This is a genomic window from Gilliamella sp. Occ3-1 (assembly GCF_001690655.1).
In the GTDB taxonomy this organism is placed as follows: Bacteria; Pseudomonadota; Gammaproteobacteria; order Enterobacterales; family Orbaceae; genus Gilliamella; species Gilliamella apicola_P.
In genome coordinates this window covers 173,238-195,253 of sequence record NZ_LZHQ01000034.1, presented here as the reverse complement: position 1 = coordinate 195,253, position 22,016 = coordinate 173,238, and the positions used below count along the sequence as shown (strand labels likewise).

Genomic DNA, 22,016 nt, shown 5'->3' with positions numbered 1-22,016 from the left:
GATGACAAAGAACCCGATTTTATTTAATAAATTTGCATTATTTTGATATCACTAATCGAAATTATTGTACCCTTTTATCGATTGCATCCATGATAATTTGCCCTAAATGCTGATAGTCTTCGTCAAAATGATGGCCTCCGGGTAATTTGAATGCTTCACCTTTCATTTCTGGCTGTAAGCATCCAGTATCGTTTTTCTCTTCTTCACCATAAATACAAAATAGTTTACTCGCTGGGATGTTATTGACTTCTGGACCTGTTTTCATTTCATTACCAGATTGACCAAGCCAACCACTGATTTCAATTTCAAAATTAGCATTTTTTGAAAATGCGATCATCACAATCGCTTGAACACTATTTTGATCTGTAGTTGATAACCGATTATAAAGTGCAGGTAAAATATCTCCACCGAATGAATAACCTGTAAGCACGAAACGAGTTGTACCCCATTTTTCGCGATATTGTTGCATCAAATAGGCGAGATCTTTTGCACTACGCTCAACAGAACGGTGTTGCCAAAACAGTTTCAAAGCATCGACACCGACGACAGAATAACCATGCGCAGTCATATATTCAGCAGATACTTTGTCTAAGTCACGCCAGCCCCCATCGCCAGAATAGTAAAGAGTGACGGTTTTAGGATGAACTTCTTTACTCGTTGCGGGTAATTCAATAACAGGTAGCTGTTGATGATCACCAAATAAAATTGAAGATAAATGCAAACTTAAAAGCTCAACAGGTGAAGTTTGGTATTCGCCAATTCCTGTGGTGACAGTAATCTTTTTCTGTTCTCGTGGGAATACGGCAACATTTTCTTCGGGTGGATTATTCCAAATTACTTGCCACGTTCCGTGGTTAGCTTGTCTTGGCAATGGATCATCACAATCTTTATGATCTAATATGAATTCTATTGATAATGCTTTAGCATCATCACTTTGCTGTTCTGCTAGCCATCGATAAGCAAAAGTAGCACCTTCTCTCATACCTGCGACAGCAAAATTAGACTCTCCTAATATGTTTACAGCTTGGTTAAAGCGATTTTTTTGCTCAGCACAAGTTGCTTGCGGTTTTAATTCAAACTGAACTAGTTTGGCGCCCATTTTTTCAGATAAGTTTAATAGTTGTTGTTCTGTAAAATGATTGTTGTTAGTTGCGACAATAATAGCCGCAGCTTCGGCTGTTTGTTTAGGTTTTGCCGATATAATAGAAAAGTCATTTTCGATTGTTATCGTTTTTACTGACGCACTATCTTGGTTTTTTATCAAATACCAACCAACAAATCCTAATAGTACTATGAGTATCATAACAATTAAAAATAAAATGCAATGTGTTATTTTTTTCATATTATGATCTCTTATTCTTTTTTAATCCCGTTATTCCGCCTGAAATTAGCATGGTGGTATCAATGATTGCAACTAAAGGATCAAGCCCTGCTGGAGCGGCCATATAACGTGGTTCCCAGTGTGTTGCAAACTTCTCTTTAAAGCGACGTAATCCTTGGAAGTTATAAAAACGTCCACCTCGTCTAAAAACTAGTGCACCTAGTCTTTGTATCATGGGAGCGCCTCGACGTCTTTGCATACCTGCAAGTGGAACCATCCCTAAACTGAAGAATATAAAATCTTTTTGTTGATAATGTAAAATCAACCCAACCATTAAAAACTCCATAGTTAATTTAGGGATATCTTGGACAACACGCATTAAATCAATGCTTGCACTATAGTTTTGATTTGTTTCTAGTAGATTTACAAAAGCAATAATACGACCTTCATATTTTATTGCTGCAATAGTGAACTTGTTCAAGTATTGCTCTGAAAAAGATCCTAACGAAAATTGCTTTTCTTTAGCGTGTTTACTTTTTAACCATGCATCTGAAACTGCTTTTAATTCATCAAGTGGTGCTGTGCCTGGAGAATAAAATACTAAAGATAGACCATCACGTTGACCACGATTCCACGTGTAGCGAAGATCTTTATAATCTTTTGAGCTTAAATCAAATTGTTTTAAATTAACTAAGGCTTCTTCACCAAGCTTAATAGTTCTAAGACCAATATCCATATAAAAAGGTAAATTTGCTGCTTTAACTTGATAAAAAACCGGACGAAGATTATGTTGATCGCACAAATCTCGAAAAGTCCAAATTAAATTGGCTCGATCAGTACTGTTCCCAATTGGATCATAAAGAGCAATCATGCTCCTTCCTCGCTTGGCATACATTATAAAAGCAGTTTGTGATTCATTAAAAAGTAATGACTTATCGCCGCTCATGGCTAGCCCACCTTCAGGTTGTTTTGAATCTAAAATAATTTGATAAGCTTTATTTAGCTCGTTTTGTTCAGGTTGAGTTAGAATTGGTGGCGCAGGGCGAAATAACCAAAACAACATAATAAAGCTTAACAAAATAAAACTGCCTAAAGCGGCACGAAGTGCACGCGGTACTCGGCTGTCTAACTCAAATTGCCACCATAAATCGTGACTATAAGGAATATCTTGATATATAAATAAAATTAGCCATACAAAAAGCGCAATAATGCAAAAGCAAATGACAAAGGATTTAATTGAAAAAGGTAATATGCTTAATCGACTTTTACGATAGAAAGCATGTTTAAAATGGATTAATAATATTGCTATAATTAATAATACACTGGCTTCAATCCAATGTAATCCGCGTAAAAGCGAGCAGATACTACCTAAAAATAATAAAATAATCGAAATGCCCCATGCAAAATAGAGTCTTCGTCTTACTCCTACTGCAAGTAATATGCATAAAACGCCAATTAAACTAGCAATTAGATGAGCAATATTGACTATTTTACTGGGGATAAAGGTGCTGACTAAATGGTGATTAAACCCAGGAAGTACACTTGAAAACATCATTACCACACCGGCAAAAAATACAGCTGCCGCCATGATAGGCGCTGCAATCCCTGTTTTTGTCTCTTTAACCTGAGGTGCGGTTAAAAAATGTTTTCCCTCGTTTATTAAAAGCAAAATAGCCGCCAAAATAAGGGGAATTAAAATATAAATAATGCGATAAATGATTAATGCAACGGTTAATGAAGCTATATTAATTTCGGATGAAAATGCCGCTAACATAATGGCTTCAAATACACCAACACCACCAGGAACATGACTCAATACTCCAGCTACTAATGCCAGAATATAGATCATAATAAAGGTAGCAAAATCAGGGTGTTTTGGTAAAAGAAAATAAAGTACTGCGCCAGCTAAAATGGCATCAAATAGAGTAATAATAAATTGGTAAGATGCTAAACGAAGATTAGGAAGACGGATAGACCATCGAAATAATTGATATAATTGGGTTTTGTTATTTGGTTTTTCTGCTAATCGCTTATTTTGCAAAAAGATAAATAGCACACCATAAAAGCAAATTACGCTACATGCAATTATCCACACACTATTTGCTGATAAATGCAAAGCTAACATCGTATTTTTGGGATGAATTAAAGCGGTAATCGCTGCTAATAGTGGTAAAGTGAATCCTAATGATAAGGTAACAAAAATTGACATTCTGGCAACATCAATAGTTGTTAATCCTTGTTTAAAATAGAGACGACAACGCACCGCACCACCAGATAATGCCGACAATCCGATTGCATTACCGATAGCTGAGGCACAAATTCCGCCCAGCACAATAGTTGCGGGTTTCAATTTGACGCCCGCATAACGTGCAGCTGACCATTCGTAGCAGATCAACATTAAATAACTACCAATAGCAGATAAACACGAAAATAAAATTGTAGACATCGAAAGGTGATGAATAGCTCTTTTTAACTCATTAACATTAATTGCCTTAAGTAAGTGCCAACACACAATCAGTGCTATAAAAAAGATAGATAGACCAAATAGTAGAGCTATAAACTGGCGATAACGAGTGAAGTATTCTATTAACTGCCAAGGCAAAACTTTACGCGTTGATATTTTCACTTAATCAACTCCAATATTTGCTTTGATAATATTTTGATTCGCGCATTCTACCTTTCCGTTTTAGTGAAAACAATCGTAAAAAAATAAAGAAACGATAAAAAATATTAATTACTGAAATTTTACTATTAATATTATGTGAGTATTTTGTTTACCTAAGATTAGATTACTATAGAAAGCTGTTTTCCTTTCTAATACTGTATTTAGGCGATGGAAAATGTCTTTTTACATGTGATAGATAATTATTTTATTGAAATTTTTGTGTAAAAAAATAGCCTTTACGCTATAATTGTATTGACTTAATTTTTAATTTGTGAAACTGGATTTTTTGTTGGAAATGTATTTGCAAAAATCGATCATTACCAAGTAAGCGCTATGCAATGTAATAAGTTGACAAGAAATTATGCTAGCAACGTTATGGTATAGCATTTATATGGTGTGGATATTAATGTAAAGGAACATTATCATGAAGTCAAAGGTACAACATGTTAGAATAAAAAATAAGAAGAATAAGAGTGGGTTAATTAAGCAGTTAGCATTAAGTTATTTTCGTTTTGTTATATGTCGATTATGCTTCTGTAGCAATTTACTGTTGATATTGCAAAAAAACCTCATCACTTTAAAATCAATTTTATTTTTGTGTTTTTGTATAGGAATTAGTCATCCTTTATTTGTATTTGGGGTATTACCTAAAGTTAAGTCAGCAAAAACCGCAAAAGAAATAGAGGGATCAGCACCTTATTTAACGTTTGATGGCGGCAAAACCCAATCATGGGATACAGATAGATTTTTAAATATCGAACTACCTGATGGTAAGGTACTAACCCCAAAAAACAATCCCTCAACTAAAGCCAATCCGATACCATTGCCGCATGATGGTTTAAAACTTAGCGATATTAAAACGCTTATTCCATTGGGTCAAAGTGCTATTTCAATGACCGATTTGCTGAATAATAATGATTTTTGGGCTGATAAAGATGGCGATGGTGATATTACCGCAACGGGGAATTTAACCATTATTGGTCGAGATGCCAATGGTACCGAAATGGGATTGGATGATACCTTTCAGGATTGCAATGCACCCTATAGTGTAACAATGCAAAGTGATAATAGCATTTTATCAACGGCTTATGGCAAACCAAATTCAACTCAGATAATGGCTAATCGCGCCACCTATTACCTAAATCCGTCTAAAGGCGCTTGTACTTATTCTGCCAAGCCTAACTTATATTTAAGTAATAGTCGAAAAAAAAATTGGGGTGGGTCAAATTATTCAGGTCCACCAAACCAATGGGATGATGCAAAAGGTTTTAAACGTCAAGATTTAAATAATCCGGCATCAAACTTTCCAACCATGGGGGCATATGGGCTATTTTTTACCATGGATATGGTTGATAGCTTAGGCAGTGATATGACGTTTGACAAGTCACCAGCAACATCGGGCATTGATTTAACTATAACGGGCAATGGCAGTATTGCCAAGATTCGATTAGTCGGACCCAAAGAGGGGGCTAGCGCTGCCGAGGCAGCAACCGCAGTGCCGACGACCTTTATCTTATATTCCGATAAAGCCAAAACCAATAAAGTATATAGTTTTACCATCAACAAATGGTTTATCGCAAGAAAGGATTATAGTGGTAGCAATCGTAGTTATGCTCAGGCTGAACAATACTGTAATCAGTTGGGCTATCAAATACCTACAGTTAATCAATTAACTAATGCTAATTCTCAATATTGGAATCAAGGTTTAGCAGGTCAAGGTAATAACTACCAACGTCGTATTGGTGGGGGATTATTGGCAGAATGGGGAGAAACTTATGACTCTGCTAACATTAATGAGGGCTACCCTGGTAGTAATTTCAAAAGTAATCAGGTTTATTGGACTAAAAATACATATAAACCTCCATACGAAAGACCTATGAATCTTCTAGTATATTCTAATATGGGACAAGTTGGCATTTGGTCGGATGGAAATACAGTTTGTGTAAATTAAATTAGCAAAATAATATTATGAATAATAAAAATGATAAGCAACAACAGGGGATTATTCAAGCTATACAATCTTTTGTTAAACAGAAATTATCCAATGATTTTTCAGGTCATGATATGGCACACATTGAACGTGTTGTAAAGTTAGCAAAAAAGATTTTACAGCATGAACCAAAAGCGAACGGTTTTATTGTGATTGTTAGCGCTTATTTGCATGATGTGATTGATGAAAAAGTGGTTGCTGATGTGAGTCAAGCAATAATGGAATTGCGTGATTATTTAACGTCTCTAACACTTACCGACACCGAAATTAAGATGATTTTTGCTATCATCGAGAATATGTCATATCGAAAAAATTTTAATCAGAAAAAAGAATTATCACTAGAAGGGCAGATCGTACAAGATGCCGATCGTTTAGATGCATTGGGTGCAATTGGTATTGCCCGCACCTTTTATTATGGCGGTAATAAGCATAATATTATGTACGATCCTAATATTTCACCACGAACTTCACTGGATGAAAATAATTATAAACATCCTAATACCGTTATTAATCATTTTTATGAAAAACTTTTTTTACTTAAAGATATGATGAATACCCCCATAGCTAAAAAGCTAGCCGAGCCAAGACATCATTTTTTAGTTCAGTTTGTTAAACAATTTGAAAAAGAATGGCAAGGAGAGGATTATTCTTACTGAAAATTAGTTTATCGATAATAGTTAGAGTATGAATAATTAATTTTTGAAAAATTTGTATAACACCTGCCTCTTTTAAAAAGACAGGTTTTACTAAAATGGAATTGGTGTTCCAACTAATCCAAGTACAATAGGAAGAGTGATCAAGCTTAATAAAGTACTGAGCAAGGTCGCACTTGATACCAGTTCTGGATGTGTATCAAATTGTACTGACATTAATGTGGTATTGGCGGCAGTTGGCATTGCAGCAAGGACAATTAAAACTTGTTTATAAACAGGCTCAATTGGCATAAAGTAAACCATACAAAATGCCACAATTGGTGAAATCACCATACGTGCAAGTAAGGCAAATGAGATTTTAGGATAATTAAGCTGAGTAAGTTTTATTTTTGCCAGTTGCATGCCCAAAATAACCATGATCACTACAATTGATGCGTCACCGATCATTCCGATTGAAGTCATAATCGATTTAGATAAAGGGATGTGGCACAATTGGAAAATAATACCTAAAAAAGCGCCATACGCTACAGGCATACGAATAACTTTATTAATAACGTCTTTTTGATTTACAATATCACTATGAGCGCTACCTTTAGCCGCATAGTAAATGCCTACAGTACTCATTACAAACTGTTGTAATACCATCATTATTACGCCAAGATCAAAGCCGACAGCTCCAAAAAAGATTAATAGTACAGGAGTACCATAGTTACCATTGTTCATAAAACAGGAACTCAAAATCATTGCACAGCGCTCTTTAACTGAATACTTCATGAGTATCGACCAAATTGAGACAATAATAACTAATGAAAAGCATAAACCAAAGACATAACCAATATAAAATAGATAATCTGTGGTTAAAGTATGAGTATAAAACGTTTTAAATGCCAAAAAGGGCGATAGCACATAAAGTGACATTTTCGATAGGTTGGCGACATCAAATTTTAAGGCTTTTTGTGCGATAAAACCTACAATAAAGATACAAAAAATAGGAAATAAGATAATAAAAAATTGCATAAGTTATATCTTTTGGTTAATTAAATTAATTCATTGAATCAAAAGCTATAATGATTGATTCTCGAAGTTTTTGACATGTTTCATCATCAAGCGCTTGATTGTTTTTATCAGTTAGAATAAACAGATCTTCAACATGTTCGCCGATAGTTGCTATTTTAGCGCTCCTTAATGATAAATCTAAATTAGCAAATATTTCGCCCACACAAGCCAGCAATCCCGGTCTATCAAGTGCTATGAGCTTCATATAGGTTTGGCTGTCATTAAAGGCTGAAAGAAAGTTAACCTGAGTCGGTACTGAAAACGATCGCAATCGTTGTTTCGGTGGTTTTATGGTGACAGGTTTGTAAACAGGTTGTTGTAGTGCTTTATCAAGTGCATTTACTAGACCTTGGTTTCGATCTTCTTGTACTGTCTGTCCATTAGGCTCTAATACGATAAATGTATCGAGTGCAAATCCTTTTTTATTTGTAATGATAAGTGCATCATGAATAGTTAAATTATGCATACTTAGCGTATTACACACAGTTGCAAATAGATAAGGTCTATCTGGCGAATAAATAAAAAGCTCACTACCACCATGAGATGGATTTGGATTTATGGCTACTAATGTTTTGCCCAAGTCATGTTGCAATAGAATTTTTGCATGCCATACAATTTGTTCGGTTGTATAACGGACAAAGTAGTCAATGCGATAGTTTTGCCAAAGCTCTTTAATAATTTGTTCATCATAATTTTGTTTAACTAAAATGGTTAATGCCTCTTGCTTATTTTTACGTGCAACACTTCGCTGTTCGGGTATTTGGTGTATACCAGAGTCAAAGGAATTTGCTGCACTAAGATAGAGTTCGCGCATTAAACTTTGTTTCCAATTATTCCAAAGCGTTTCGTTTGTAGCACAAACATCAGCTACTGTTAGGCATAACAAATACTGTAAGCGACGCTTACTTTTGACCAATTGAACAAATTCTCCAATTACCGCAGGGTCTTGTAAATCTCTGCTTTGAGCAGTAACAGACATCAGTAAGTGATAACGTACTAGCCAGCAAATTAAATCAGTATCTTTGGTTTCGAGTTCGTGTAGTTGACAAAATTTTTCAACTAAATGAGCGCCAATTTCCGAGTGATCGCCATGTTGGCCTTTGCCAATATCATGAAATAGACCAGCAATTACCAATAATTCGAGTTTAGGTAATTTAGCAAAGACTTTTGCACTATTAGGATGTTTTTGTTTGCCACTTTCGGTTTTAAGACTATCAAGTTCAAGCAGCAAGCGGATGGTATGTTCATCAACAGTGTAAGCATGGAACAGATCAAATTGCATCATCCCAGATATATGTTTCCAACCCGGTATATAGACAGAAAGTATACCGTATTTATGCATTGGTAAAATGGCTTTATTAATTGCATCTGGGTGCTTGATAATCGACATAAAAAACGCTCTTGCTTTTGCATCTTCACAAAGTAAAGTGGTTAGTGTGCGCCGAGCGGAACGTAATTGTCTAATTGTATTAGAATACAGTCCTATAACTTGAGGATTCAACAAAATAGTGTGAAAAAGCTGCATAATCATGACGGGATCTTTTTTGAAAATGTCATTATCTTTTACATCAATTAGGTTGTCTCGAACTTGAAAATATTCGTCAATATCATAAGGTTTGTTATGTGGATTATGTTCAAGTATAGATTCATAAAACAGTTGTAATAACATTTGATTAAGTTCAGTAATATTGTGAGCAACACGATAATAATCATGCATCATCTTCTCAACAGGAACATTACCTTCGCCTTGATAACCTAACATGTTAGCAATGCTTAACTGACGATCAAATAACAAACGATTATCATAACGAGTTATGACACAATGAAGTGCAAAACGTATTCTCCATAAAAATTTACGACAAGTTTTAAAGTCTTCAATATCTTCAGGGGTTAAATAGTTGAAATCAGCTATTTTTTGTAGAAATTCTCCACCAAAGTGACGAATCGCTATCCATTGAATAATTTGCATATCTCGCAATCCACCCGGACTATTTTTCAAATCAGGCTCTAGGTTATAAGAGGTGCTGTGATATTGCTTATGACGTTCATGTTGTTCTTGTATTTTTGCCTTATAAAAAGCACGAGACGGCCAGATTTTATCGCTAAAAATTTGCTTATGTAGTTCATCTAATAGTAATTGATTGCCAGAAATAAGCCTTGATTCAATCAAATTAGTCATTATTGTGATATCATTTTTTGCTTCTTGTAGGCAGATTTTTAATGTTCTAACACTGTGCCCTATATCTAAATGCAAATCCCATAACAAGCGAACTAAATCACTGATCTGTTTTTCTATCTCTTTAGTCAACGGATAATCACTTAAAATTAAAATATCAATATCTGACAGTGGGTGTAATTCCGCTCGACCATAACCACCAACAGCAACCAAAGCGATACGATTACGTTTAAAGAAGGAAGAAACATGTTTAGGTATTTGATAAAAACGCCATAATCGCTCAAGTAAACGGCCAATAAATTGACTGCGTAAATGCACTAAGGTATCAATGTCAGCTTGTTGCTCAAACTGGACCATGGACCACTGTTGAAACTCCTCAAGCTGCTGTTTTAGATATGTAATATTTATCTGTTCATCATTGAAATTAAGTGGAGAGACTGGGTAACACAAATGGGTTTTAGTCATAGCTATATTATCAAATTAAGACAATTCAATAGCTATATCGTTACCCGATTTTAAATGGCTGTCAAGCTACGGTTAGAAGAAAGAAAATTATTATTAATTGATATTAACAACAAAAAAGGAACAATAATTTGTTCCCTTTGTCAAAAAATTTCAGGTAAGTATGTGTTTGAGTATAAAATTATAAAGTAAAATCGCTTAAATCATCTTCATTAATTTCAGAATCAATTTGTCCAACTAAATATGAGCTCATTTCGGCTTCTTGTGGTGCTACTTGCACATTATCAGAAACAAGCCAGTTATTAATCCATGGAATTGGATTGGATTTAGCTTCAAAAGGTAATTTTAGTCCGACCGCTTGCATACGAATGTTCGTTATATACTCGACATATTGGCATAATATATCTTTATTTAAACCAATCATTGAGCCGCCCTCAAACAGGTATTCGGCCCATTGTTTTTCTTGATTAGCGGCTTGTAAAAATAAGTTATAACAATCTTGTTCACATTCTTTGGCAATTTCAGCCATTTCGGGATCGTCTTCACCACTGCGTAGTGTGTTGATCATAAACTGAGTGCCAGTTAAATGTAGCGCTTCGTCGCGGGCAATAAGTTTAATGATTTTAGCATTCCCTTCCATTAGTTCTCGTTCAGCAAAAGCAAATGAGCAGGCAAAACTAACATAGAAGCGAATAGCCTCAAGTGCATTGACACTCATTAAACATAAGTAAAGTTTCTTTTTAAGTTCACGTAAATTAATGCAAACAGTGCGATTATTGATGTTATGTTCACCCTCACCAAATAAATTATAGTAACTTGCATAGCTAATAAGATCATCATAATAACCTGCAATGTCACCAGCACGTTTTTGAATTTCTTTATTAGTGACAATATCATCAAAAACCACAGATGGATCGTTGACGATATTACGAATGATATGAGTATATGAACGAGAATGAATGGTTTCAGAAAACGACCAAGTTTCTACCCATGTTTCCAATTCAGGTATTGAAATAAGTGGCAGTAAAGCAACATTAGGGCTACGGCCTTGGATGGAATCAAGCAGAGTTTGATATTTTAAATTGCTGATAAAAATATGTTTTTCATGCTCTGGTAACGCAGCATAATCAATACGGTCTTGTGAAATATCGACTTCTTCTGGGCGCCAAAAAAAAGAAAGTTGTTTTTCAATTAGCTTTTCAAACATCTCATATTTTTGTTGATCATAACGCGCAACATTCACTGATTGTCCAAGGAACATTGGTTCTTTAAGCTGGTCGTTATGCACTTGCGAAAAGGTACTGTAATTCATACTCATAAAAGAACTCCTACTCATTTACTGTTGCTTTTACCGCTTCCTTTTGACAGTGTAAAAGGCAAGTTGAATGGGGAAATTACTAGTTTTCCCCCGATAAAAAATTGAATTTTAGCGTGTAGCTATTTAGTTTTAATCAAGGTTAAATTTTGCAAGCGCCACCTTCACAGCCATCATCCGAATGGGTTGTTGAAACAATATCACCTTGAATATCTTCAGCGCCATCGCGTGTATTATGATAATAGAGTGTTTTTACGCCAAATTTATAAGCAGTCAATAAGTCTGATAATAGCTGTTTCATGGGTACTTTATTATTTGGGAACTTAGCTGGGTCATAATTAGTATTAGCAGAAATTGATTGATCAATAAATTTCTGCATGATGCCAACTAATTGTAAATAACCAGTGTTATTTGGAATTTGCCAAAGTAATTCGTAAAAATTTTTCAGATGGTTATACTCAGGAACCACTTGTTTTAAAATACCATCTTTTGATGCTTTTACACTAATAAAACCACGTGGTGGTTCAATACCATTTGTTGCATTGGAAATTTGTGACGAAGTTTCTGATGGCATTAATGCCGATAATGTCGAATTACGAAGTCCATAGGTTTTAATTGATGCTCGTAGTGATTCCCAGTCATAGTGTAACGGCTCTTTAGTAATGGTATCTAAATCTTTTTTATAAGTATCAATAGGTAAAATACCTTGCGAATATGTGGTTTGACTAAATAATGGGCAGGCACCCTTTTCTTTAGCTAGATTATTCGATGCTTTTAGTAAATAGTATTGCATGGCTTCAAAGGTACGGTGAGTTAAATTGTTGGCACTGCCATCGGAATATTTAACCCCATGTTTTGCTAAATAATAGGCATAGTTAATAACACCAATACCTAATGTGCGACGATTTAATGAAGAATGACGAGCTGCAGGTACAGGATAATTTTGGTAATCAAGTAGTGAATCAAGAGCGCGTACCGCTAAATCGGCTAACTCTTCAAAGTCATCTAGAGATTCTATTTTACCTAAATTAAAGGCTGATAATGTGCAAAGGGCAATTTCGCCATGTTCATCATTAACGTTATTAAGCGGTTTTGTTGGCAGTGCAATTTCCATACATAAATTAGATTGATGAACAGGTGCTAATTGTGCATTAAATGGGCTGTGAGTATTACAGTGATCGACATTTTGGATATAAATACGCCCAGTTGATGCGCGCTCTTGCATTAATAATGCAAAGAGTTCAACGGCTTTAACTTCGCGTTTGCGAATATTTGGATCTTGTTCATATTGTTTATAAAGCGTTTCAAATTTATCTTGATCGGCAAAGAAAGCATCATAAAGACCAGGAACGTCCGATGGGCTAAATAAGGTAATATTTTCGTTTTTGATTAAACGTTGATACATTAATTTATTGATTTGTACGCCATAGTCTAAATGGCGGACACGATTTTCTTCAACGCCACGGTTGTTACGTAATACTAATAAACTTTCAACTTCTAAATGCCAAAGAGGATAGAAAACAGTTGCTGCTCCTCCTCGCACACCACCTTGCGAACAAGATTTAACCGCTGTTTGGAAATATTTATAAAATGGAATGCAGCCTGTATGAAAAGCTTCACCACCACGAATTGAGCTTCCTAACGCACGAATTCGCCCTGCATTAACTCCAATTCCTGCCCGTTGTGATACATATTTAACAATAGCGCTTGCTGTGGCGTTAATAGAATCTAAACTATCATCACATTCAATTAATACGCAAGAACTGAACTGTCGAGTAGGAGTACGAACCCCCGCCATAATTGGCGTTGGTAGCGAAATTTTAAAGGTTGAAACGGCATCATAAAAGCGTTTGATATAACTAAGACGTGTATCTTTAGGATAATTAGCGAAAAGGCAAGCTGCAACTAGAATATATAAAAACTGCGCGCTTTCATAAATCTCGCCAGTGACACGATTTTGTACTAGATATTTTCCTTCAAGTTGTTTAACTGCGGCATACGAAAAAGACATATCTCGCCAGTGATCGATAATCTTATCCATTTGTTCAAATTCTTCTTGCGTATAATCTTCAAGCAAGTGTTTATCATAAAGCTCGTTATCGACCAATTTTTTAACGTGTTCATAAAGTGAAGGTGGGGTAAATTGATTAAAGGCTTTTTTACGTAAATGAAAGATTGCTAAGCGTGCGGCTAAATATTGATAGTCTGGCGCTTCTTGTGAGATCAGATCGGCTGCAGCACGAATAATTGTCTCATGAATATCCGATGTACGAATACCATCATAAAATTGAATATGTGAACGTAATTCAACCTGAGAAACAGAAACATTTTCTAATCCTTCAGCAGCCCATGTAATAACACGGTGGATTTTATCAAGGTTTATTGGTTCTTTCTTTCCATCTCGTTTGGTAACGAGTATTGATTTATTCATTCTTTCATTCCAATGTTAAAGTATATTTTTAATTATGATAATTGATGTTTATCAAAATATACAATATATAGTACCTATTAATTGAATTTGTCACTATATGTAGTATTATTAATCAATGGTTCAAATTTATTAATTAAAATAAAACGTTATTGATTTTAATAGTTAAAATTTATTTTTCATAAAAAATGATAAGAATAACTTATGCAAGTTAACGTTGTGCTATCGATATCATTTAACTGATTATCGACAAAGTAAAAATTTGCATGAGTTAAAATGTACTTTTTGTACAAGAATTTGATTGCTATTTTTAGATAAATAGTACTTTATTATTTAATATTTTATACTCAAACACATACTTTACTGAAAGTTTTTAACATTATTTTAAGATTTGAAAGTAGGGTACACAAATTAGTACATAGAAATACTACTCTCTATTTTACAAGTATTTTTGTTATCTTCTTTTATTTTTAGTTGAAGATTATTGATTTAGTATTTCATTAGATCAAATTCTTTCAAAATATTTTTATAAAAATAATCATAGCCTCTATTTTTTAGACTTATAACGTTGAATAGAGCTTGAGAGGTTTTGTTCTTCTATCCATGCTAATTTTTCAGTATAATTTTTTTCAGCACCACGAGTTGTTGGGCGATAATATTTTGTATTAGCCATTTCTGGCGGGAAGTAATTTTCACCTGCTGCGAAAGCGTTGGGTTCATCGTGGGCGTAACGATACTCAGCGCCATAACCTAAGTTTTTCATTAAGCTTGTTGGAGCGTTGCGTAAATGCTCAGGAACATCGTAATCAGGTTTTGATTTGGCATCAGTCATTGCTTGTTTAAATGCAAGGTAAACTGCATTACTTTTTGGTGCACAAGCAAGATAGATTATTGCTTGTGCAATTGCACGTTCACCTTCAGCAGGACCAACTCTTGTAAAGCAGTCCCATGCGGCAAGCGCGACTTGCATAGCTCTAGGATCGGCATTACCAACATCTTCCGAAGCAATGGCTAATAATCGACGTGCAACATAAAGCGGATCCCCCCCAGCAGAGATAATTCTGGCATACCAATAAAGAGCGGCATCAGGTGCGGAACCACGTATTGATTTATGTACCGCGGAAATTAAATCGTAAAAACGATCGCCTTGATTATCGAATCTCGCACTACGTTCTCCCATAACTTCTTTGAGTAAATCAGGTGTAAGTTCATGCCCATCTGACATGTCAATTAATAGTTCAAGAGTATTGAGTGCTCGCCTCGCATCGCCACCAACGAATTCTGCAATTTGTTTTTTTATTTCTTCAGGTAGATTGATGTTTTTATTACCATAACCACGCTTAGGATCATCCATTGCCTGCTGTAAAATTTGCTCAATGTCATGGTTGGTTAATGATTTGAGTAAATAGACTCTTGCACGAGATAATAACGCAGAATTTAATTCAAATGATGGGTTTTCAGTTGTTGCTCCAATAAACGTAACAGTACCGTTTTCAACATAAGGCAAAAACGCATCTTGTTGACTTTTATTAAAACGATGAACTTCGTCAACAAATAATATAGTGCGGATCCCTGCTTGCTGATTAATTTTAGCACGTTCAATTGCTTCACGAATATCTTTTATGCCAGATGTAACGGCAGAAACTCGTTCAACTTTAGCATTAGCATGATGAGCAATAATTTCAGCTAAAGTTGTTTTGCCAGTGCCAGGCGGCCCCCAAAGGATCATTGAGTGTAAATTTCCAGCTTCAATTGCTTTTGGTAGCGGTTTATCTTTCCCCAATAGATGAGATTGACCTATATATTCAGCTAGATTACGTGGGCGCATTCTAGCTGCTAATGGTTTAAATTCATCAGTAGTAAATTCAAAAGACATACTCGGCATGGCAGGTATTTATCCGCATTTGTAAAATAAAACCTATTATATACTTGTTATTTTGTAAGTGAAAAAAGAAAAGAAAATATCTTCCCCCAGTGGAATAAAAACGGTAATATTTCGATCATATATAGTAATCAAAATATATTTAACATATTTTTATAGAATAAATACATAAGGATTGATTATGAAAAAGTTTTTACTTTTAATCGGAGCATTAGTTAGTTTATCAGCATGGGCTGGCGATAAAGAAGTATTACAACAACGTTTAGATAAAATTGACGGGTTTTATGCAAGGTTTTCGCAAGATGTGAAAACGGCCGATAATCAACAAGTACAAGAAGGTAAAGGCGATCTATGGGTTAGTAGACCTTACTATTTTAATTGGACGATGAATGAACCTGATGAAACATCGATTATTTCTGATGGAAAGAATATGTGGGTATATACACCAGCAGTTCAACAAGTTAGTGTAATGGACTTGAAAAAAGCGATTGATAACCGATTAATGTTACTAATTACTGACAGTCAGAACCCAATTTGGAATGTTTATAATGTCACTCGTAAACAAGATTCGTTTACCCTAAAACCAACAGATGGGTCTAATCAAGACTTTATTATTTCGGTATTACCTACAGGTATGATTTCTAACTTTACTATTATAGAAGAAGATGGCCAACGTAGTTTTTATGACTTGTCTCGACAAACACTAGGTAAAGTCGCATTAGATAAATTTAAATTTACTCCGCCAGCAGGTGTAACTGTTGATGACCAGCGTTAATTGATTATCTTCCGCTCAAATTTAATATATAATAAGTTACTTTTTGTTCAGTTTTCATCAAGAGTTATATTAAAAATTAAATTTGAGCAATCATAACAAGATAAGAGAAAATTATTCAATCACTCCATTTTTAAAAATAGATAAATCTCTAAATTGATTAATTTCATTACATGTTTGTTTACCATTAACAAGTTGTATAATTAGATCAATAAATTGTTCTAATAATTTGTCCATTTTGACCCCATTTACTAATTGCCCAGCATCAAAATCAATCCAGTTCTTCTTTTTTTGAGCCAGAGCTGAATTGGTTGAAATTTTTACGGTTGGTACTACACCACCATAAGGAGTTCCTCTTCCTGTGGAAAATAGCACCATATGACAGCCTGCTGCGGCTAATGCTCCTGTTGCAACAGCATCATTACCAGGAGAAGATAATAAATTTAACCCAGTTTTTTGAAGTCTTTCACCATATTCTAAAACATCAATAACTGCACTATTTCCCGCTTTTTGTGTGCAACCTAAAGATTTGTCTTCTAGTGTAGTAATACCGCCTACTTTATTGCCTGGGGAGGGATTTTCGTAAATAGGTTGATTATATGACATAAAATAATGTTTGAAGTTGTTAACCATATTTACGGTTTTTTCAAATGTTTGTTTATTAATACAGTGAGACATTAAAATCGTTTCTGCACCGAACATCTCGGGAACTTCAGTTAGTACACTTGTGCCGCCATGTATAATTATATAATCAGAAAATTTGCCTAATAATGGGTTAGCAGTAATGCCAGATAATCCATCAGAGCCACCACATTCAAGGCCAAATTTAAGTTCACTTAGTTTACCTTGTTGACGTTGATCAGATTTCATTATTTGATATAGTTCGTGCAAATAGTTGACACCTTCTGTAATTTCATCTTCAATGTCTTGAGCGATCATGAAACGCACTCGTTCATTATTATACTCTCCAAGGCTTTCTTTAAATGCCTTAACTTGATTATTTTCACAACCTAAACCAATAACTAAAACACCACCTGCATTAGGATGTTTGACCATATCTTGTAATATGGTTTTAGTGGTTTGATGATCGAGACCTAATTGTGAACAACCATATGGGTGTGAAAGTAGATGAACACCATCAAAATTAGATGATTTTTGTAAGGGCTCTTGAGAAATATCAGCTAAAAACTGTTTACGAATCTGTTCAGCAATACCATTAACACAGCTCACAGTAGGAATGATCCAAAGTTCATTACGAATACCAACATCTTTATTTTTTCTTCGATAAAGATTGACTTCTTTATCGCTAATTTGTGTTGAGATTTCCTTTATAGATGGTTGATATTGATACTCATTAAGCTCACCAAGATTCGTTTTTACGTTATGAGTATGTACATGTTCGCCTATTTTAATCGCCTGTGTTGCATGGCCAATAGGGAAACCGTACTTTACAATATTTTCACCTTGTTCAATTGGTTTAATTGCTATTTTATGACCTGAAGGAATATCCTGTAACACAATGATTTGGTGTTGAGTTACCAATGGTTCGCTAATGATTATATCGCCTTGATGTAATGGCTCTAATGCAATAATGACGTTATCATTATCGTTTATTTTAATTGTTTTTTTCATAAACTCATTCCTATAATGCACAATTCCGCTATTTTTATAGCGGAATTAATTGGAAAACTGTTATTATGTTAACTGATTTTTATTACTGATTTTAGTCGAGCACTAGGATCATCTTGCATTTCTTTGAATGCCTTTTCAGCATCAGTTAATTGGTATACATCAGTAATGATTTTTTTAACATCACATTTTCCTGAGCTGACTAGATTGATTAATTCGATAAAGTCTTTTTTGAGAGCATTACGAGAACCAAAAATATCTAACTCTTTTGTTTGAATTTGAGTAAAGGCAAAATCTAATTTTTGCTTACTAACACCAACTAAACCAATGCGACCTCGGTAAGCTGCGGCATCAATGCAATTTTGGAAAGTTTGTGGTAACCCAGCACATTCAATGCAAACATCAAAACCATCACCTTGAGTGAAGTTTTTTACTTTTTCTTCAAAATTTTCTTTATCTGTTCGAATAACACCTTTTGCACCTAATGATAAAGCTTTATCTAATCGTGATTGCATGACGTCACTTACATAAACCTCAGCCCCTTTTAATATAGCAGCCATAACAGCAAATAAACCGATAGGTCCGGCACCAACAATTAATACTCTATCTCCTTCTTTTACAGATGTGCGTTGAACTGAATGATAGCTAATGCAAAATGGCTCAATCATTGAAAGTGTTAATGCATCTAATCCTTTACCATCATAAATACGTTCAATTGGCATACTGTAATATTCTCTAAAAATACCATCACGCTGTGCGCCAAGTGTTTGATTCCGTGTGCAGCAATTGATAAACCCACGTCGGCAAGAGTAACATATACCACAATTAAAGTAAGGATTTGCTGTAACAATCATCCCTTTTTCGATTCCATGCTCATTATCATCTACTTCAACAACTTCGGCCGAAAATTCATGACCAGGAATGCGAGGATAACTAGCATAAAGAAAAGTACCTTTGTACGTCCCCATGTCTGAACCACAAATCCCACCATATAATACTCTTAAGATTGCTTCTCCCTTTTGTAAAGTGGGTTTTTCCATTTCTTTGATTTCAACTTTTCCAGGTTCTGGAATAACAATATATTTCATTTTAGGCATTAATTTGACTCCTAAGGTTTAATGGTTTGGAATATAATCTTTAATATCATGGGATAAAATATTTTCCAGATATTCCGTTACTAAATCGTTTAATCCAGCAATATGATTTAAATCTATTCCCCAATGCTCTGTCATTTTTAAGATGTTTGTTACTAATGTTTTTACATCATTTTGGTAAAGAGGGTACCATTGATTAAATTTTGCTAATAAATGTTCATCATCAGTTAATGGAATAGTTTGGCCTTGATACTCTCCACGATAAAAGGCAATAAGAGCAGCTAAAGCAAAGGAAATATATTTTGGCGGTTGGTTAAATTGTTTGCTATAGGTTAATAATTGTGGTAATAAACGAGTTTTGAATTTCGTTAATGAATTTAATGAAATAGACATTAATTCATGTTTAATGAATGGATTTTTAAAACGTTTTAATACTTCATCAGTAAATTGTTTTAACTGATCCTGATCCAAAGATAGAGTCGGGATCACTTCTTGAATTAGGAGATTTTTAACAAATGTTTCAATTTGCGGATTATCCATACATTGACCTACAGTACGCAGTCCAGCAAGATAAGCGACGGGAACCATAGCTGTATGAGCGCCATTTAAGATGCCAACTTTTCTTTCTTTGTAAGGTTTGATATCATCAACAACTAAAATGTTTAAGTCTGCTTGGTTAAGGTTTAATTTTTGTTTTAACCAATTTGGTCCTTGGATAACAAATAAATAAAAGTATTCTGCTGTATCTAAAAATTGGTCTTGGTAGCCCAGTTGTTGTTCAATTTGTGTGGTCTCATCTTTTGGGTAACCTGTTACAATACGATCTACTAATGTTGAGCAAAATGTATTACTTTCGTTTATCCACGTAATAAAACTATCACCAAGTTGCCACAAATTTGCATATTCTAGTACCAACTCTTTTAGCCTTTCGCCATTATAATCAATTAGTTCACATGGAATAATAATTAAACCTTTATCCCTTTTTCCGGTAAAAAATTCGAATCGATGATATAAAAAACACGTTAATTTCGCAGGGAAAGTTGTTGGTGGTGTATCGCTAGCTTTATCCTTATCGCTAAAGGCTATTCCTGCTTCAGTTGTATTTGAAAAAATAAACTCTAAATCAGGATTTTCAGCGCATTTTAAATATAATTGATAATCTTGATATATCAAGATTTCACGATTAACTGAGTAGATAATTCTGGGGGTAGCAATTGTGTTACCTTGTTCATTAAGACCTCGGACAATAGTTGTATAAAGTCCATCTTGTTCATTAATGGATGGTTGATGGGTATCAATAGGTCTTATGATTGTTACACCACTATTGAAGTCTGTTTTTTGGTTTAGATTATCAATAATCCAATCAATAAACGCTCTTAAAAAATTACCTTCACCAAACTGGATAATCTTTTCAGGATAATTTGGACCAGGAAAATTAGATCTATTTAGTTGTTTATTCATATAATAGTTCTCTTTAATTAAGTTATTAGCTAGTAAGTAAAGAGAACTATAAAAGAAGATAAAAAGTAGTATTTATTTTTTTAGTTGTTTCGTGTTGAATATAAAAATTTTTTGTTTTTTATCTGTTTTTTATAGGTAATGTTCCACCAATTGATTCTTGCATTGATGTTTTAGCTGTATTTAAATGTCGGCACAACGCTGAGATGGCAGCCTGTTCATTTTTTTGTAAAATTGCTGTTAATACTGCAATATGCTCCGATACAGCAATACTATTACGTTCTTTTAAATTACTGTTATCCCACTGATAATGAAAATGAAATATAACAGAAATTAAATCAAAAGACTGCATGAAAAAAGGATTATCATTACAAGATAAAATTAACTGATGAAAATCACGATCGAGTGTTGAAAAAAGTGTATATTCATCTTGAATGTTTTTTTGAAAATTCTTATGGCGTTGTAATAACTCTCGTGCTTTTATCCAGTTGATATGATTATCAGGTTGGATCATAAATGCTTTAAGAGCAAATATTTCTAAAACACTCCTAAATTCATAAAGATTTTCTACATAATCTTTACCAAATGTAACTAGTTCCCACTCTCCCTTTTTTATGTTATTAATAAGCCCATAATGTAAAAAACGTAATAAAAATTCACGAACAACAATGGGATTTACATTTGTGTCTTTAGCTAGTTGAATTTCATTAAAATTATCGCCTGGTAATAATTTCTTGTTATTTATTAAATGGTAAAAATAGGTTTCGAATTTTTTATCTTGAACCGATCTTTTTTCAAAAATACAAACTATCTTATCCTCATTTGTTGGTTCTCGTAATAAATGGTATTCATTGTTATTCAATAGTAGGATTTCTTTTTTGCACAAATGCTCAAGTACTGCCCGGATAGTTGTTCTACTAACATTAAATGCATCAGCAAGAATTGAAATAGAAGGTAATGGAAATGATAATATTTTGTTATTAATGCAATCAATAAATTGATTAATGGTATTTTGCCTTAATGTTTGACTTCTGCCCATATTATTTTTCTCGATAATGTTATTATAATAATAAGAGTTTAAGAAAATCCTACCAAATATTTTTAATAGGATCTTC

General features: G+C 34.1%; 14 protein-coding genes. 3 read left to right on the top strand and 11 right to left on the bottom strand.

What is annotated here, in order from left to right; genetic code table 11:
- Positions 1-61: 61 nt before the first annotated feature.
- Positions 62-1,342, bottom strand: coding sequence for a virulence factor family protein (locus A9G43_RS10550; RefSeq protein WP_065608753.1), 1,281 nt, complete (start codon positions 1,340-1,342; stop codon positions 62-64).
- 1 nt (position 1,343) lies between these two features.
- The gene (gene mprF / locus A9G43_RS10545; RefSeq protein ID WP_065608752.1) at positions 1,344-3,947 is read right to left on the bottom strand and encodes a bifunctional lysylphosphatidylglycerol flippase/synthetase MprF; all 2,604 of its coding nucleotides are present in this window, start codon (positions 3,945-3,947) and stop codon (positions 1,344-1,346) included.
- 463 nt (positions 3,948-4,410) lie between these two features.
- Here mprF and A9G43_RS10540 point away from each other — a divergent pair, with 463 nt between their 5' ends.
- Complete coding sequence (locus tag A9G43_RS10540; protein WP_141674071.1) at positions 4,411-5,937, top strand: hypothetical protein; 1,527 nt, start codon at positions 4,411-4,413, stop codon at positions 5,935-5,937.
- Between the two features lie 17 nt (positions 5,938-5,954).
- Complete coding sequence (locus A9G43_RS10535) at positions 5,955-6,632, top strand: HD domain-containing protein (protein WP_065608750.1); 678 nt, start codon at positions 5,955-5,957, stop codon at positions 6,630-6,632.
- A 90-nt stretch (positions 6,633-6,722) separates the two neighbouring features.
- Here A9G43_RS10535 and A9G43_RS10530 read toward each other — a convergent pair whose 3' ends face one another.
- From A9G43_RS10530 to A9G43_RS10510, 5 genes are all read right to left on the bottom strand, one after another.
- A complete protein-coding gene (locus A9G43_RS10530) occupies positions 6,723-7,646 on the bottom strand; it encodes an AEC family transporter (RefSeq protein ID WP_065608749.1) in 924 nt (307 codons plus the stop codon).
- A gap of 25 nt (positions 7,647-7,671) precedes the next feature.
- On the bottom strand, positions 7,672-10,326 hold the full coding sequence (gene glnD, locus A9G43_RS10525; RefSeq protein WP_065608748.1) for a bifunctional uridylyltransferase/uridylyl-removing protein GlnD: 2,655 nt from the start codon (positions 10,324-10,326) through the stop codon (positions 7,672-7,674).
- A gap of 178 nt (positions 10,327-10,504) precedes the next feature.
- Entirely contained in the window at positions 10,505-11,635 is a 1,131-nt protein-coding gene (gene nrdB, locus A9G43_RS10520; RefSeq protein WP_065608766.1) for a class Ia ribonucleoside-diphosphate reductase subunit beta, read from the bottom strand.
- Between the two features lie 145 nt (positions 11,636-11,780).
- The gene (gene nrdA, locus A9G43_RS10515) at positions 11,781-14,069 is read right to left on the bottom strand and encodes a class 1a ribonucleoside-diphosphate reductase subunit alpha (RefSeq protein WP_065608747.1); all 2,289 of its coding nucleotides are present in this window, start codon (positions 14,067-14,069) and stop codon (positions 11,781-11,783) included.
- 544 nt (positions 14,070-14,613) lie between these two features.
- Positions 14,614-15,951, bottom strand: coding sequence for a replication-associated recombination protein A (locus A9G43_RS10510; RefSeq protein ID WP_034913662.1), 1,338 nt, complete (start codon positions 15,949-15,951; stop codon positions 14,614-14,616).
- Positions 15,952-16,129: 178 nt separating this feature from the next.
- Here A9G43_RS10510 and lolA point away from each other — a divergent pair, with 178 nt between their 5' ends.
- Positions 16,130-16,723: an outer membrane lipoprotein chaperone LolA gene (lolA, locus tag A9G43_RS10505; protein ID WP_034913659.1), complete on the top strand. Its 594-nt coding sequence runs from the start codon at positions 16,130-16,132 to the stop codon at positions 16,721-16,723.
- Positions 16,724-16,834: 111 nt separating this feature from the next.
- Here the strand turns inward: lolA and A9G43_RS10500 are convergent, their stop codons facing one another.
- The 4 genes from A9G43_RS10500 to A9G43_RS10485 all read right to left on the bottom strand — a co-directional run bounded on the left by A9G43_RS10500 (position 16,835) and on the right by A9G43_RS10485 (position 21,940).
- Positions 16,835-18,352 (bottom strand): UxaA family hydrolase, encoded by a 1,518-nt coding sequence (locus tag A9G43_RS10500; protein ID WP_065608746.1) that lies wholly within the window; start codon positions 18,350-18,352, stop codon positions 16,835-16,837.
- 68 nt (positions 18,353-18,420) lie between these two features.
- Positions 18,421-19,437 (bottom strand): zinc-binding alcohol dehydrogenase family protein, encoded by a 1,017-nt coding sequence (locus A9G43_RS10495; protein ID WP_065608765.1) that lies wholly within the window; start codon positions 19,435-19,437, stop codon positions 18,421-18,423.
- 27 nt (positions 19,438-19,464) lie between these two features.
- Positions 19,465-20,904, bottom strand: coding sequence for a tagaturonate reductase (locus A9G43_RS10490; protein ID WP_065608745.1), 1,440 nt, complete (start codon positions 20,902-20,904; stop codon positions 19,465-19,467).
- A gap of 118 nt (positions 20,905-21,022) precedes the next feature.
- A complete protein-coding gene (locus A9G43_RS10485) occupies positions 21,023-21,940 on the bottom strand; it encodes a GntR family transcriptional regulator (RefSeq protein ID WP_065608744.1) in 918 nt (305 codons plus the stop codon).
- Between the last annotated feature and the right edge of the window lie 76 nt (positions 21,941-22,016).